Source organism: Photobacterium sp. J15, assembly GCF_963870815.1.
GTDB classification, from domain to species: domain Bacteria; phylum Pseudomonadota; class Gammaproteobacteria; order Enterobacterales; family Vibrionaceae; genus Photobacterium; species Photobacterium marinum.
In genome coordinates this window covers 208,172-224,879 of sequence record NZ_CAWMUI010000002.1, presented here as the reverse complement: position 1 = coordinate 224,879, position 16,708 = coordinate 208,172, and the positions used below count along the sequence as shown (strand labels likewise).

Sequence of the window (16,708 nt, the reverse complement as noted above, 5' to 3'; positions counted from 1 at the left end):
GATGTACCAACAAAAAACCGCTGCACTATGGCAGCGGTTTTTATATTTATTACACGAAAAGCCCTAAACTCTGAACCGGCTCATCATCGACTGCAGGTTTGCAGCCAACTGGCTTAATTCAACACAAGCTTGTGCTGTTTGCTCTGCCCCAGTCGCCACTTCTTTTGAAGACTGGTTAATGGTTTCGACATTTCGTCCCAGTTCATCCGTTACTGAGTCCTGCTCGCTGCATGCACTCGCAATCTGCTGGCTCATATCGGCAATCTGACCGACGCTCTGCTCAATACTTTCAATAGTACGACCGGTATTTTGACTTTGAGCTAAACAATCCTGAATCATATTACAGCTTTCAGATGTTGCCTCTTTAGCTTCAATCGCGCTTTTTTGTAGCTTATCGATAATAGAGACGATCTCACCGGTAGAGTCCTGGGTACGAGCAGCCAATGTACGAACTTCATCTGCAACAACCGCAAAACCTCTGCCCTGTTCACCGGCTCGTGCAGCTTCAATCGCAGCATTAAGTGCCAACAGGTTAGTCTGATCGGCGATATCACGGATGACATCCACCACCATATTGATATTGTTCGACTCTTGTTCCAGGTGTTGAACCAGCTTACCGGCATTGTCAATTTCTGCAGATACACGAAGAATTAACTCAATACTCTGCTGAATATCTTTGCTACCTAACCGAGATTCATCGCTCGCTGATGTAGCAGATACAGATGCCACTTCGGTATTACTCGCTACTTCAGCAACTGTTGCCTTCATCTGATCCATCGCTGTTGCAACCATGGTGATCTCATTCTGCTGCTGCTGCATACCCTGAGATGACTGCTCAGAAACCGCACTCACTTCTTCTACTGCTGCCCCAAGCTGAGTAACAGCAGCAATAACCTCTTCAACTAGAGTACGAAGATTTTCCTGCATTTTCATACTCGAATCCGCCAGCATACCCAGTTCATCATTACCGATTTCACCGCGATCTAAATGGTAGGCAAGGTTACCGGATGCAATCTCACCGGATAAATCCATAACTTGATTAAGTGGACGACAAATCTGACGGGTCAGAAACAAATTCATCAAGCCCATGAAAATGACTAAAGAAACAATCACGGTTAAAGAAATAGTACTTACGCGATCTGTACTCGCCAGCATATCGGTTCGGTTTTGTTTAACAAATCCCAGATTAATCTCTCTTAAGCTGTCCAATGTTGCACTCAGCGTTTGGAACTCATCAAACGTACCCGCAAGAATAGGCTGGGCTGTTGCAACGTCGCCTTTCAGCGCCGCTTCTGCAAATCCATTTAACGAGTTTTGATAATTACGCCAAGCAAGACTAAGCTCTCTGATCACCTGTTGCTCATGATCAGAAGCAATACCTTCAACGGAAGCTTTGTAAGCCTCAAACATTCTTTCAATTTGGCGATTCTGCTCTACCGCCTTATCAATCCTCTGACGAATCGCTTGAGGGTCACTGTAGGTTAAAATCGCATACTGCGTTCGTCGAACATAAGAAACCTCAAACTGTAAATCTTCAACTGAAATAAGACTCGGTATTGTCGAATCTGCAAAATTTAACACTCCCACCCTAACAAGCTTAAGCTCGTTCATCAGAAAAATGCCAAATGCAATAACTATTGCCGTTATAGCGGCAAAGATCACCGCAATTTTTTTACCAACTGATAAATTCTTATAAAACATTACTAAACAACCAATCTTTTCTGCTCTTTATCAAAATAAGAGCATTAAGATTATTTATTAGACAAAAACAAAAAGCCAATCCCCAACGAGCAAGCTTAACGTACATCGACACCTATATAAGAGAAAATAAATAATCAGAATAAGCATCCAGGAATAAGCTCAAAAAAACCATAAAGACTTTAATCAAACCCATTGAGAGGAATAAACCTACCACCAACCATTCCACTCACCAATTTTTGGTGAGTTTTAGTCATATTCTAAATGCAACCAAATAATATATGTGTCAATAACGAAACAAATCCAAACGCAAAAGGTGAAAGTAATATCAGCAAGCATTTTTTTGCCCGTTGTCATTTTAAGCACAACAAACTCTAATCAAACGACAATATTAAGATCTCAGAACAAATATAAATTCAATATTTATGCTTTTTTATATTTACTGTAACAAAGAGAAGATAAAGAAAACGCTCGCACCCAGCAGATAGACGCAATGTCATTACATACAAGGAAGCTATTATCTTTCGGTTAAAACAACAGGTAAGAGGAAGAAATACATGTGGTGCAATGGAAACGCCTAGTCTAAGCCTTCAATGTAGTAGCAGAGCGGCCGGGCTAGCGCTCTACTGGGGTCACACGACGGGCAGGCCTTCCTGCGGGACTCTTCGAGAACTCATTCGCCCAAAGGGCAGACACAAAAGTTAACACATATGAAAAAGCCCCTGTCTTTCGACAGAGGCTTTAATCAGTGGCGGAGCGGACGGGACTCGAACCCGCGACCCCCGGCGTGACAGGCCGGTATTCTAACCAACTGAACTACCGCTCCAATTCTGTATGAAGCCCGGCTTGCGCCCAACCTCTAGAATATGGCGGAGAGATAGGGATTTGAACCCTAGATACGCTACAAACGTATGCCGGTTTTCAAGACCGGTGCTTTCAACCACTCAGCCATCTCTCCGTAAGTGCGGCGAATAATACTGAGACATCTGAATACTGTAAAGCAATTTTTCAGTAGTTTTCTTTCAACCGTTTAAAGCTTGCTCTAATTCAGCTTATTAGTTCAGAAGTGAATCGCAGTAACAGTGAAAATACATTAAATCTAATTTCATTACCGCCAAAGTCAAATTAGTTGCATATTTCATGTGTATACTTGACTCCTGTTTTCATTACTGTTGAAAGAAAACACAACACAGCATCAGGGTAGGTTTTCAGTAACTGAACCCGATAAGCAAACTGCAATACCGATGAATTAGACAAGGATTTTAAATGTACCAACTCTATTACTATCCTCGAAATGCCAGTCTGGCCCCTCATTTTTTACTACATTACATGGACCTGAATTACGAGCTAGTCCTTGTCGACAGAACATCAAACTCTCAGAAATCGGCTGAATACCTGAAGCTGAATCCAGCAGGTCGAATTCCGACATTAGTTGATGACTCACTGGCGCTGTTTGAAAGCCCGGCGATTTGTATCCACCTATGTGAGCAACACCCGGAAAAAGATCTAATGCCTTTACCGGGAAGTAAAGAACGCCCGTTGTTCTTCCAGTGGCTTACCTACCTCAACAATACCCTTCAAGCTGAGTTGATGACTTATTTCTATCCGCACAGACACACAACAGATGACAATGCGATTCCAACTGTTAAAGCGGCTCAGGAAGAACGTATCGGGGAAGCTTTAGCTGTGCTTGATCAACAGCTGGAAGGAAAACCATATCTTCTCGGTGAGAAAATCTCAGCCTGTGATTTCTTCCTGTTCATGTTGGCACTGTGGTCATTTGCCATAGAAAAAACACCAATGGCTTATCCGAACCTTGGTCGATACCTGCTAGATCTGGTGAAACATCCGACTATTTGCGCGGTAAGTGAAATCGAAAAGATCGATCTCAGCGTGTTCCAATAAGTCTTAGCAAGTGGTTATTGTTCGTCGATTGCTCGTTATCAAACAACAGTAATCTTTGTTGTCTATATTGACACTAGCCTTAACCACCTGCTAGCTGGTAAAATCCGGCTCCAACAGAAATCCCAAATATCTAAAGAGAGTGATTCCTATGGGACGCAGTTTTGAAGTCCGTAAATTGTCTATGGCAAAAACCCAGGGCGCCAAAGTAAAACTTTATTCTAAGTACGGTAAAGAAATTTACGTATGTGCGAAGAATGGCGGTGGTGACCCAGAAAGCAACCTATCCCTACGTCGTCTGATGGATAAAGCGAAAAAAGATCAGGTACCAAGCCACGTTATCGAAAAAGCGATCGATAAAGCGACCGGCGGTGCAGGCGAAGACTTCGCAACTGCGCGCTACGAAGGTTTTGGTCCGGGTAACAGCATGGTTATCGTTGACTGCCTGACAGACAACAACAACCGTACTTACATGGATGTTCGTCAGGCATTCGTTAAGAACAACGCTAAAATCGGTGGCCCAGGTGCCGTAGCTCACATGTTTGAGCATCAGGCTGTATTCCAGTTCAAAGGTGAAGATGAAGAAGCCGTGCTGGAAAACCTGATGATGGAAGACGTTGATGTTTCCGACATCGAGTGTGAAGACGGTGTCATCACTGTTTTTGCTCCTCACACTGAATTCTTCAAAGTTAAGAACGCGCTGACAGCAACAATGCCAGACGTAACTCTCGACGTAGAAGAAATCTCATTCGTTCCTCAGACAATGACTGAGCTGTCTGGTGACGACGTTGCTGCATTCGAAAAATTCCTGGATGCACTGAACGACTGTGATGACGTTCAGAACGTATACCACAACGCAGAGATCGCTGACTAATCTGTTCAGCTAGAGCTCTCAAAGTAGCCGGCTTAAGCCGGCTATTTTTTTACCTATTGATTCTAATACGCCTAAACCGAAACGGTAAAATATAAAGCTTTATATTCCAATCATGAAATTGAACGTCATCACACTTTATTGTGTGACAATACAATTTAAAGAATAAGGGAGATTTGTAATATTAAAAACAAACCGCACATGCACACAAGCCACAAATAAAGGCTATAAGAAACCGTTTTATTGGTTTTATTAAATACCTTACCAAACAGGTTAAAAAAACCAGTGTTAAGAACGTATAAAACCACTCTTACAACTAAGAAAAAAGCACAAAGAAAATATAAAAGCCTTTCTATATAACTTGAAGCTCACATATTTTAACCAACCAGTTTGATATAAAAAAACTGCTTAACTTAAAATATGCAAATTACAGCATAACTTGATTTGTTATAACGATCACAAAACCAAATCTGCGTAACAATATGAAAAGAAACAGCTGAAATGTAACATTCAAAAACCATTGAAACAAAAGACAAAATCACCTTTATTTCAGATACATAGGCGAAATAAAGTTGGTTTCAAAGCACTTTTTACCCCTCATCGTTACGAAACAACGTTACGTTAAACTTACATAACTCCGTTTTTTCGTTACCTAAAGAAACTATAAATTACACTATGTTACATCCAGTGTGACGTACGACTCGTAATTTTTTTTAAACCTCACCTATGATAAGCAACATGAATTGGAGGGAAGAAAACAAAACTCCAAGGAGTAAAACAAATAAACATGAAAATCATATAAAGAGCTAAAAAGCCATATTTAAGACGACGTGTTTATTTTATAAAAAAGGTTATCAACTGATATAGATAACAGATAACCGCACAATTAAAAGTTTTATCGCTAATTATATTTCCTGATTCACTCAGCAGGTGAGTTTTTAGCGAAAATAGTTTCAAATCATATATAGACAATACAATACGGATTTAAAAGTTCATAATGAATGGGGGTTCAAATGAACGTTTTTAGTACTATGCAAAAAATGGGGCGTAGCCTCATGCTACCTGTAGCGTGTATGCCAGCTGCAGGTATCCTACTTGGTATCGGTGGTAACTCCGAGGTTGCTAAGTTCCTACCTGATATCGTTGCTCAAGTAATGACGGAAGCCGGTCTGGGTGTGTTCGCCAACATGGCATTGCTATTTGCCATCGGTGTTGCACTAGGCTTTACCAAAAACGACGGTGTAGCAGCACTGGCAGCAGGTCTGGGTTACCTGACAATGACCCGCGTACTTGGCGTTGTCGCAGAAGGTACAGACACCGGTGTATTCGGTGGTGTAATCATGGGTTTGGTGGCCGCACAGCTGTTTAACAAATATCATTCTATCAAGCTACCAACTTACCTTGGCTTCTTCGGCGGTAAACGTTTCGTTCCTATCGTAACGTCACTGGCTGCGTGTGTGGTTGCTGCTATCCTTGCTGTTGTATGGCAGCCAATCGGTGCAGGTATCGCAAGCTTCTCTGAGTGGGCTGCTTACCAGTCTCCAGAAGTTGCATTCGGTATCTACGGTATCGTTGAACGTTCTCTAATCCCATTCGGTCTGCACCACATCTGGAACGCACCTTTCTTCTACGAAGTTGGTGAGTTCACAACTGCTGCTGGTGAAGTTGTACGCGGTGAAATCCCTCGTTACCTAGCTGGCGACCCAACTGCGGGTAACCTAGCTGGTGGTTACATGTTCAAGATGTTTGGTCTACCAGCTGCATGTCTTGCAATGTACGTAACTGCTAAGCCAGAGAACAAACTGAAAGTTGCTTCAATCCTAGGTTCTGCTGCTCTGACTTCATTCCTAACTGGTATTACTGAGCCAATCGAATTCGCATTCCTATTCGTTGCTCCAGTACTGTACGTTGCTCACGCACTACTAGCAGGTTCAGCTTTCGTGGTAATGATTCTGCTGGGCATTAAACACGGTACTACTTTTAGCCACGGTCTGTTTGACTTCACCCTACTATTCGGTCAGTCAACAAACGGTTGGTTGCTACCAGTAATCGGTCTTGTGTACGCAGTAATCTACTTCCTAGTGTTCACAACGCTAATCAAGGCACTTAACCTGAAGACTGTAGGTCGCGAAGACGAAGACGAATCTAAAGTTGAAGTAAACACTGCTTCTGATGGCCTGGCTAAAGATATTGCTGAAGCATTCGGCGGTAAAGCTAACATCAAAGACCTAGAAGCATGTATCACGCGTCTACGTGTTACAGTTCACGATAGCTCTAAAGTTGACACAGCTCGCCTGAAAGCTCTGGGTGCAGCAGGTGTCTTCGAGAAAGGCGACAACTTCCAGGCGGTATTCGGTACCCACTCTGAAATCATCAAAGGTCAGATGGAAGCGCTAGCTTAATCGATTATTAAAGTCTGAGTGAGACTTTAAACCGGGCCTCAGGGCCCGGTTTTTTTATTTGAACAAGGCTATAAAACCAACTAGCGATTTATCCATTCCAGTCCGGAATGATTACCTTACCCAGTTCGACCCAACCGAAATTTCAGGTAACGTCATGACAGAATTCGAAAAGATGATTAACGGTGAAGACTTCAATGGTCTGGATCCCGAGATCTGCGCTATCAGGGACAACGCCTCCTCCCTCAAGCAACAAATCAACAATAACCCGGGCGATAAGATGCAGGCGTTGCTAGAGCAGCTTCTCGGCTCTTTGGGGAAAGGGAGTATTGTCACCCCGCCTTTCCTGTGCGAGTTCGGAAAAACCATTCACATAGGCAGTAACACCTTCCTCAATATGGGTGTGACCATGCTGGATAACACCGAAATCCATATCGGAAACAACGTACTGATCGGCCCCAACGCCCAGTTTTATACACCGACCCATTCACTGGATTATCAGAGCCGCCGGCGCTGGGAAACCACCTGTAAACCGATCACTGTCGAAGATGATGTCTGGATCGGCGGTCAGGTGGTGATCTGCCAGGGTGTCACTATCGGTGCCCGCTCTGTCGTTGCTGCGAACTCTGTGGTCACCCGTGATGTTCCGCCAGATACCCTGGTTGGTGGCTCCCCGGCGAAAATTATCAAAAAGCTAAATTCAGAATCAGCACAATAAGCGACACCACCCCGAGCTATAGTTAACTTATGTATTGATAACTAACTGAAAGCTATGGTTACGGGGTTATTCCTTTTTCAAAATGACTTACGGCTGCATGACAATCCGGCGCTGGCACTGGCGGCAAAGGAGGTCAACGAGCTGATCTGCATCTACTGCCTGCCCCAGCACAAAGCAAACATGCTGCCGTATTCTGTCACTCAGCTCGGCATTCAGCGTCAGCAATTCCTGTTGCAATCATTAACCGACTTGAACCGTCAGCTAAACCAATGCCAACAGCATCTGGTTATTCTGCTTGATCACCCGCTCAACATCCTGCCGGAGCTAATCACTCAATATAATGTATCTGTACTTTATCGCAGCCAGCATGCCGGATTTTATGAAAACCAAAGCTGGCAGATCCTTAAGAAACGTTATCCATATTTGCAGTTTACAACGGTCGCAAGCCATACCCTTTTTGACCAACCGGAGTTACCTTTCGATATTGAAGATCTACCACCTACTTTCTCCAAGTTCCGCAAGCAGGTTGAAAACCACCCGATCCAGACACCCATGCGAAGACTAACATCGCTACCTTCACCACCGAATACTCTGCCAAAGTTTGATGTCATCAGTCCCTTGCTGACTCATCACCCATCCGAATTTACCGGCGGGGAAGAAGCAGGACTGTCGCACCTAACGGCTTATTTTGCCAGTCGCCACCCTAGCCATTACAAACTCACCCGAAATGCCCTGGACGGCTGGGAAAATTCAACGAAATTATCTCCCTGGCTGGCTCTGGGGTGTCTCTCGCCACGAACGCTTATCGAACGCCTTGAAATCTACCACCAACAAGTCGAGCAAAACTCGTCTACCGAATGGATCAAGTTTGAGTTGCTGTGGCGAGAATACTTCCAATGGTATGCCCACAACCATCAGCAGAAACTGTTCCGCTTCAAGGGCATCAAAAACAAATCGCCCAATACCAGTTTTTACCCGGAGCGTTTTAAGCGCTGGTGTCACGGCAATACCCCATACCCCATCGTCAATGCCTGCATGAACCAGCTAAACCAGAGCGGCTTTATGTCTAACCGGGGACGCCAACTGGTTGCCAGTTGCCTGGTTAACGAACTCAGCCTGGACTGGCGCTACGGTGCAGCTTACTTCGAACAACAACTTATTGATTACGATGTAGCTTCTAACTGGGGAAACTGGCAGTACCTCGCCGGAGTCGGTGCCGATCCGAAAGAGCACCGTCATTTCAATCTGTTAAAACAAACTGAACTCTATGATCCCGAGCAATCCTTTATCCGTAAATGGAGAGGGAATGAGAATGACGGCAACCTTGATGCCGTCGATGCTGCTGACTGGCCGATAAAATAGGCGCTATTAGTTAGTAGTTGGAAAGGGCAGAAGTTACGAGTAAAAAAAGCGGGTGATGGTAACCCGTGTGGAAGTCAGGCAACAAACGTAACGAGCCTGTTCATAACAAGGAAAAGTAGGATGTCGATAAACAAACAATATCAGACATTGCGGCTGATACTCGGGGATCAGCTCAATGCTTCTCACACTTGGTATAAAGAAAAAGATGACAGCACACTCTATGTTATTGCCGAGCTGAAACAGGAAACGGATTATGTCCGGCATCATATCCAAAAAGTTTGCGCCTTTTTCTCGGCCATGGCTAACTTCGCCAATGCCCTGTCTCAAGCCGAACATCATGTTTTGTATCTGACTCTTGATGATACCCAAGGCTACGCAGATCTTCCGGCACTACTTAATTCACTTTGTGAGCAATACGGTATCTGTCACTTTGAGTTTCAGCGACCGGACGAATACAGGCTGTATGAACAGCTCCATACCCTTAAGCTGCCTTCCGCTATAACCATACGTGAATACGATAGTGAGCACTTCCTTTTGCCTTGCTCGGAACTGATGGAGCAGTTCCCTCTGGGCAAACATATCCTGATGGAGCATTTCTACCGCCGAATGAGAAAGCGCTTTGACATCCTGATGTCCGACGGCAAGCCTGTTGGTGGCAAATGGAATTTTGATAAGCAGAACCGCAACAAACTCAAGCCTGACGATATTGCTGTGATACCGGCTCCGCTTGTATTCAGTAATCCGATTCGTGACATCAGGGACAGACTTGAACGACATCAAGTAAAAACAATCGGAACCACGAACGATGATCTTCTCTGGCCCGTCACCCGCGGGCAAGCTATCGAGCAACTGGCCTGGTTCTGCCGCTACGGACTTCCCCGTTTTGGTCAATTCCAGGATGCCATGACCGGAAAAAGTGATCACCAATGGAGCCTGTATCACTCCCGGCTCTCTTTTGCTCTGAACAGCAAAATACTCCATCCAATGCAGGTTATACAGGCTGCTCTGGACGCATGGCACAACTCTGATGGCGAGATAGATATAGCTCAAGTTGAAGGCTTTATCCGGCAGATCCTCGGCTGGCGAGAATACATCCGCGGTGTCTACTGGGGGAACATGCCATATTATCAACAACAAAATGAATTAGGGGCAAATCGCCCTTTGCCGGAATTCTTCTGGACCGGCGAGACAAAAATGGCCTGCATGAAAGCCGCCATCAACCAATCGCTGAATTATGCTTACGCCCATCATATTCAACGCCTGATGGTTACCGGTAATTTCTGCCTGCTGGCAGGGATTGATCCGAATGAAGTGGATCGCTGGTATTTAGGGATTTACATTGATGCCATTGAATGGGTTGAGATGCCAAACGTACGCGGCATGACCCAGTTTGCCGACGGCGGGATTGTTGCCACCAAACCTTATGCTGCCAGCGGTAACTACATCAACAAAATGAGTGACTATTGCGCCGGTTGCCACTACAACGTCAAACTCAAAACCGAAGATAACGCTTGCCCGCTCAACAGCCTTTACTGGCATTTTCTTCACACTCATGAAAAACGTCTGACCCGCAACCCACGAGTTGGAATGATCTACCGAAGCTGGGATCAACTCACTGATGAGCAACAGCAAAAAGTACTGAATCGAGCCCGGTACTGCCTGGATAATCTGGACGAATTATAGCTTCGGCGTTATACCCGGCATATCTTGTTTCCGGAGCTGATTTGGACTGAGGCCGAAGCGCTTACGGAATACCTTGCAAAGGTAGCTGACATCCTGAATTCCGACTTCATCAGCCAGATATTGCAAGCTATGAGCGGAATTGACGATCCGCCAATGAACATGCTGCATTCGCATTTCAGCCCAATATTCACGCGCAGTTTTACCAAAATGGTCTTTAAACAGACGATCAAGCTGCCGTCGGCTGATAGCCAACGTATCGGCCAGTTCATCCACGGTTTTCTGTTCAGCTAATAGCTGTCGCATCAAACTTATTGCCCGACCGACATGGCGTCCGGCTGTGGTATTGATACGTGACTCTTCATCAAGAGATTTCAGCTGGTGAAGTTGCCCGCGCGCCTCATCGACTAACATATCCGCCAAGCCTTTCTGCGCTCTTGTCCGGCCACAATGGCGCGACAACAGTTCCACCGCCAAATCAATGGCCGCCCGGCCACCGGCGCAACTGATCCGGTTACGATCAATGCAATAAAGCAGCTCGGTACGGATATCAATGCGGGGAAAAATAGTCCTGAACTCCGGCACATGACGCCAATGCATGGCAACACTGTGGTTATTGAGCAGACCGGATGCAGCAAACAAAAAGCAGGCATTATCAATACTGACCAGAGCGACACCTCTGGCCGCAGCCTTACGCAGCACATGACTGTACTGACCTGTCAGTTCCAGACTGCCCCGCGCGCTTCGCCCACCGAACACCACCAGGTAATCATAGTTAGCCAATTCAATCTCATCGATTGTCTTCTGCACCGCCACCGACACACCACAACTTGATGTGATCATTGACGGCTCCAGCCCGGCAATATCCCAGGAGCAATAACGCTGCTGGCTGTGATCTTCCTCATCAGCAGACAAACGGAGCTTATCGAGAAAGCCGCCAAATGGCAGCATGTTGAAATCAGGCAGAGGCAGAAGCAAAAATCTGACGTCAGGATGGCGATTGTTTGAGCTATGAAGCGAATTTAATAGTTCTGATGCGGACATAAGGAAAAAGCGTGGTACAGAATGTCTAAATTATCCCAAAAAACGTCCAAATATCACTAAATTAATATGCAGTTGTCAACCTATACTCATCACCAGAACAGGACAGCTGCACTCTCACAAGCTTGCATTCTTCTCAGCTTTGTAGTCCGGCTATCGACTCTTAGGCTGGCACTGTCCTGTTATACCTATGTGCGGATAAGCGAGTTACGGAACAACGGAACAGGAACCTCGCTTATTCCGCACATGCCACATTTCTCCGACCTGCTCACAACTTTATCGCTATACCTTGTACCTTATTCATCAGTAGCTTTACTTCAATAGCTGGATTTTTTATCTCGATACATCTGCATCCTCAGTTATTACACGTTTTACTCAGTGACTTCACAACTGCACATCAACCAGATTCACATCTGAGTGTTTGATTGATAACATCAATGCCCACAGTTTCACATCAGCACTTTATTGCTTAAGGCTTTATCTTCACCCATGACTCACAACGCCTCATCGATTCCTGATACGACAGTCGCAGAAACCGCAACAGCTGGAACGGTTCAGACACCAGACAATCAGCTGAGTCCGGATCACAACCTTCCGTCTTCCAGCATTGAAATTCGGGCTATACGCTCTCCGTGGTGGGAGTTTTTCCTTCATTTCAGCACCTTTGGTATCTATACCTGTTTCTGGATGGTTGCCCGAATAAAAGAGATGAAACTGTTAAGCCGTCACCCTTTTAAGCCATGGCTCTGGTTGTTTGTCCCTAACTTTATTCTTGTCCAGCTCTTTGCCTGTCCTACGCTCAATAAGCATCTTAAAGAACTGGAAAACAAGCTGGATATCAATTATTCAGTGGCCACTTTCAGGCTTTGGGCCGTATCCCTCATTTCTGTGACCACCTTGTTTTGGGTCTCATCAAAGTTTGCTCTGCCTGGCTGGGTTGATTTCCTCGCCCTGATAATCTGGTCCGGATTATTCTGTATGCTCAGTAAGCGCTTTAATGCCATCAAACATAAGTGCGCATCAAAGTACGACAATATTCAGTTCAAAGGAAAATCATCCGGCTACAGCTGGAAAGAGTGGCTGGTTATCATCCCTATGTTTCCTATTGTGCTGTGCCTCGCCATTTATTCATCTGTCTCCCCATACCTGATTCAAGAAATCAAACCGCTGACTGACAACAGTCTCTTTGCTTCAACGGAAAATAACTTCCAGTTGCCGATTCATGGTTCAGGCTGGCGACAAGTTGAGATTGGCAGCTTTTCTGAGGGTGAAGCGAAACTGGAGTTGGCAGGAGAAATAGAAGGCTCTTATTTCATTGTTTTCAAATATACCAATCAAGATACGCTGAATAACAAAGTCCGAGAACGAATCCAGATAGTTCAGGAAGATGAGCCAGGCATGCAATGCCGTGAAGAACGGAGACTGGTTCCAACCGAGATGAGCGTCATTACTTATGTCACTTGTGAAGGTAAGTCGCTGGGCGATCCGCTACTTTACACTATGACAATTTTTGAACATGGCGATGATCTTTATGAACTGATCGGCCACCTCACAGCTCCGAAATATTCTTACCGCAAACGCGCAGACAACTTCAAGAAGATGGCGAAGGAGTTTAAACCGTTATGAAAATGAACCTTCGTCTGCTTTTCTGTCTGACCGCTCTGCTAACCACAAGCCAAGCCACAGCCCAAGAGGCCATTGAATGGAAACTTTCTGAAAGCGGAAGGCTTTTTGATACAGCTGACGCTTATCGCAGCCGAGAACACCGCCCGGATGAAGTCTCTCTGGTGATGCTGGCCAATGACATCCGCTTCAAAAAAGATAGAGTGACTCAGCATATTCGTGAACTCTGGTACTACCCGACCACCCGGGATGTCGAAAACCACGGTGATCACTCTATTTACTTCAATGAGAAAATGGAGAAACTAACGCTACTGTCTGCCGCATCGATCGACAAGCACGGCGTGGTCACTTCACTTACTCCATCTTCAGCGCAAGTGCTGGATACCGACAACTACCGTAGTTTTTCTGATAGCAAAGAAGTCGTTCTCACCATTCCCGGCCTGTCTGATGGCAGCTTAACCGTTCTCGAATATCAAATTGACCGTGATCTCAGCAAACAAGAAGCCGACTGGTCTGAGATATTCTACTCGCAACGAAATTACCCGATTACCACTTTTGAACTGTCTGTTCAGTGGCCTGCCAAACATAAGCTTCACTGGTCATCAAGTAGCCATAATGTGGAGTGTGAAGGCAGCTCCAACCGCATGCGCTGCTCAGGTTCAAACATTCCGGCTTTCGAAGGGGATTCGAATATCTACTGGCGGGATCATATCGACCAGATAGCGATCGGTGAACTGCAAAACTGGCAACAGGTAATCGATACCTCCAACGCCGCTATGCATCAGGCACTGAAAGACACATCAGGTGCGAAAACACTGCTTGATCGTATTCTTCCCGGCACAGAAACGACTGATGAGAAAATCAGCCGCATTCACGAATTCGTCGCGAGGGATATCCGCTATGTCTCCATGTCTGAGCTTGGTCATGCTATCACTCCGCACAGCATTGCTTCAGTAATCAAAAACCGTTACGGCGACTGCAAAGACAAATCCATGCTGTTGGCTGAACTGCTTCGCCATATCGGCATTCATCCATACCTGACGTTAATCGCCTCCGATCGCACGTCACCGAATGTGCTGAGTATTCCAACCATGCGATATTTCGATCATGTCGTGGTGTGTTTTGATCGCCTTGGAATCCAATACTGCCTTGACGCAACAGATCAAGACACCAACTGGCAATACACGCCATCTTGGATTCAGAACAAAGTTGCGCTGCCACTGAAACCTGCACAAATGCCGACCATCATTAATAACAGCCGCTACCGCTGGCAAATGGATATCAGCACCCGAATCAAATTCAACAGTGAGGGCGGACAAACTGAACAACAGGAGCGACATTATCATGGTGAATACGCCTCATCCATGCGTGGCCTGCTTTTGAATAAAACCGCTAAAGGGCAGGCTGAGTGGCTGACAGCCCAATATCAGAATGAGGTTTCGACCTATGCCGAACCATCTTTTGATATTCCTGACCTAAATGCTATGACGGCTGATTTGGCGGTTTATTCTGATGCCGTTCTCCGCCCATTCCTCAATACCAACACTGAACTGACTTATGAAGAAAACGATGCATGGCTTAAAAATGAGCTGGAAATAATGAAGCTGTCGAACAAGCAGTTCAGTGAATATTTTCCTGGACTGAAAGTGCGCTCTGAGTTTTTGTACGACACCAATAAGATCTGGAAAATTACTAACACGCCGGCCATTCTAAACTTTGAACATGACTTCGGAACCATGCATCGCCAAGTTTTCCTGAAACCTGACGGAAAACTGTTGCTGACAACCGAGCTGGCAATTCCGGAACAAACAGTCAGGCCGGATCAGATTGAGTCATTCAATGCATTTCTTAACTTGCTCAAACGTGAATCTCTGATTCAGTTTGAAGGCAAGCTCTCCAAAAAAGTACAGAAGACTGAAGTTTAATAATCTTTCCTAACTAAAAGGGCAGATTGCCAATAGCAACCTGCCCTTCATTAATTAATATCTTTGAATAAAACAGCTAAGCCGCAATAACTACACAGCTCTTTCCCTGCTTCTTACCCTGATAAAGTGCCTTATCCGCAGCATTAATCATTTGTTCCGCTGACGTTGTATTTTCAGTCATCGCGGCAACCCCCATACTGACAGTAAAGCTGAGTGTATGTTCACCGACTTCAACACGTTGTTCGCTGATACATTTAGAAATACGGCGAGCAATAAAAGCCGCCTGATCTATGGCTGTCCGTGGCAGTACCATCACAAACTCTTCCCCACCCCAGCGACCAATAAAATCACTCTTTCGAATACTCTTTTTACAGGTCTTACCAAACAGTTTAAGCACCTGATCTCCAACGTGATGACCATAGCAATCGTTAATTAGTTTGAAGTCATCAAAATCAATCAAAATACAGCACATATCATTACCGTTGCGCTTATCAAACTCGAACTGTTTTTCAAGCAGTTCCATTGTCGCACGGCGATTCAGCAAGTTGGTGAGGCCGTCGAAATTGGCGCGATGCTCCAACCTCTCCTTTAGCAACTGCTGCTCGGTTATATCCATTGCCGTAACCTGCACCACTTGCTCTCCATTCCATATTATGGGGCGTGAAAGTAAACTCAACCATACCGTTGAACCATCAGTGCGAATCCCTTTCGCTTCCGTTTTGATGGCTTCTTTTTCACCGGCCAGCAGTTGAAGATTATCACTGTAGGCTTGTGGATGATGCTCCATGTCAATAAGCGGCAGGATAGAGCCATGCTCCATCAGCTCCTGAGCATTCGAAAAACCCTGCATCTGTGCATAAGCTTCATTACAAAACAACGGCCTGAAATTTTTGTGAACCAGAATCCCCTGAATTGAACCATCAACAAGTGCACGATAACGTTCTTCACTTGCCCTGAGCTGCCGCTGTGTCTCAACATGGTGACGGAGATCGATAATTGTCACCTGCATCGCAGGCTGTCCTTCCCAATCCACAACATGATCTACGGAGAGAACAATAAGCTCACTACCCTGGTTATCGATGTTGCGGTAAGTACGCACTCCTGGTCGTTCTTTACCGAACATAACAGCCTGATAGGATTCCACGGCGTTCTGCTGCTCCTGCGGCGCAATCAGCGGCAAGATACTCGCCATCGACATAATATCCTCTCCGCTTTCGTAGCCGAAATAATGCGCGTAGTTATCATCCGCATACAGCGGTTTGAAATCCCTATGGATTACAACACCATACTGAGACTCAATTAATAACATCTCATTTAAGTTCACTTTTGAATTCACAGGCACATCATCTCAATCGATTGTGGGTATTTCTTAATCTAATAATGGACAAAAACAGGCCAGTTCGGGCGTAAGGTAACGTAATCCGTACAGAGATGAGTTGATCCTTCCCACAAAAGCCGGAACCAAAATCACAATATGCAGACTTTTTTT

Annotated in this window: 11 protein-coding genes and 2 tRNA genes; 8 read left to right on the top strand and 5 right to left on the bottom strand. The window is 45.3% G+C overall.

The features are described from left to right. Positions 1-63 precede the first annotated feature (63 nt). The 3 genes from AACQ93_RS17860 to AACQ93_RS17850 form a co-directional block, all read right to left on the bottom strand. Positions 64-1,701, bottom strand: a complete 1,638-nt coding sequence (locus AACQ93_RS17860) for a methyl-accepting chemotaxis protein (protein ID WP_064607315.1) — start codon at positions 1,699-1,701, stop codon at positions 64-66. 746 nt (positions 1,702-2,447) lie between these two features. After that, positions 2,448-2,524: transfer RNA gene (locus tag AACQ93_RS17855), tRNA-Asp, on the bottom strand. Between the two features lie 41 nt (positions 2,525-2,565). Continuing rightward, positions 2,566-2,656: transfer RNA gene (locus AACQ93_RS17850), tRNA-Ser, on the bottom strand. Between the two features lie 308 nt (positions 2,657-2,964). Here AACQ93_RS17850 and AACQ93_RS17845 point away from each other — a divergent pair. From AACQ93_RS17845 to AACQ93_RS17820, 6 genes are all read left to right on the top strand, one after another. After that, positions 2,965-3,603: a glutathione S-transferase family protein gene (locus AACQ93_RS17845; protein ID WP_064607313.1), complete on the top strand. Its 639-nt coding sequence runs from the start codon at positions 2,965-2,967 to the stop codon at positions 3,601-3,603. A gap of 148 nt (positions 3,604-3,751) precedes the next feature. Next, positions 3,752-4,474 carry a YebC/PmpR family DNA-binding transcriptional regulator gene (locus tag AACQ93_RS17840; protein ID WP_064607310.1) on the top strand — a complete coding sequence of 241 codons (723 nt, stop codon included), beginning with the start codon at positions 3,752-3,754 and terminating at the stop codon, positions 4,472-4,474. Positions 4,475-5,484: 1,010 nt separating this feature from the next. After that, the gene (gene ptsG, locus AACQ93_RS17835; protein ID WP_064607306.1) at positions 5,485-6,873 is read left to right on the top strand and encodes a PTS glucose transporter subunit IIBC; all 1,389 of its coding nucleotides are present in this window, start codon (positions 5,485-5,487) and stop codon (positions 6,871-6,873) included. A 154-nt stretch (positions 6,874-7,027) separates the two neighbouring features. Next, entirely contained in the window at positions 7,028-7,588 is a 561-nt protein-coding gene (locus AACQ93_RS17830) for a sugar O-acetyltransferase (protein ID WP_064607303.1), read from the top strand. A gap of 54 nt (positions 7,589-7,642) precedes the next feature. Then, positions 7,643-8,950 (top strand): DASH family cryptochrome, encoded by a 1,308-nt coding sequence (locus AACQ93_RS17825; RefSeq protein ID WP_064607300.1) that lies wholly within the window; start codon positions 7,643-7,645, stop codon positions 8,948-8,950. A gap of 120 nt (positions 8,951-9,070) precedes the next feature. Next, positions 9,071-10,633 (top strand): cryptochrome/photolyase family protein, encoded by a 1,563-nt coding sequence (locus tag AACQ93_RS17820; protein ID WP_064607297.1) that lies wholly within the window; start codon positions 9,071-9,073, stop codon positions 10,631-10,633. Here AACQ93_RS17820 and AACQ93_RS17815 read toward each other — a convergent pair. Continuing rightward, positions 10,628-11,674 (bottom strand): GlxA family transcriptional regulator, encoded by a 1,047-nt coding sequence (locus AACQ93_RS17815; protein WP_064607290.1) that lies wholly within the window; start codon positions 11,672-11,674, stop codon positions 10,628-10,630. The two genes, AACQ93_RS17820 and AACQ93_RS17815, sit on opposite strands and share 6 nt — an antisense overlap. A 486-nt stretch (positions 11,675-12,160) precedes the next feature. Between AACQ93_RS17815 and AACQ93_RS17810 the strand changes: the two genes are divergently transcribed. Both AACQ93_RS17810 and AACQ93_RS17805 read left to right on the top strand, forming a co-directional pair. After that, positions 12,161-13,297: a hypothetical protein gene (locus AACQ93_RS17810; protein ID WP_064607287.1), complete on the top strand. Its 1,137-nt coding sequence runs from the start codon at positions 12,161-12,163 to the stop codon at positions 13,295-13,297. Then, positions 13,294-15,219, top strand: coding sequence for a DUF3857 domain-containing transglutaminase family protein (locus AACQ93_RS17805; RefSeq protein WP_084419290.1), 1,926 nt, complete (start codon positions 13,294-13,296; stop codon positions 15,217-15,219). The genes AACQ93_RS17810 and AACQ93_RS17805 overlap by 4 nt, the downstream gene beginning before the upstream one ends. A gap of 76 nt (positions 15,220-15,295) precedes the next feature. Here AACQ93_RS17805 and AACQ93_RS17800 read toward each other — a convergent pair whose 3' ends face one another. After that, the gene (locus AACQ93_RS17800; RefSeq protein WP_064607284.1) at positions 15,296-16,528 is read right to left on the bottom strand and encodes a sensor domain-containing diguanylate cyclase; all 1,233 of its coding nucleotides are present in this window, start codon (positions 16,526-16,528) and stop codon (positions 15,296-15,298) included. Between the last annotated feature and the right edge of the window lie 180 nt (positions 16,529-16,708).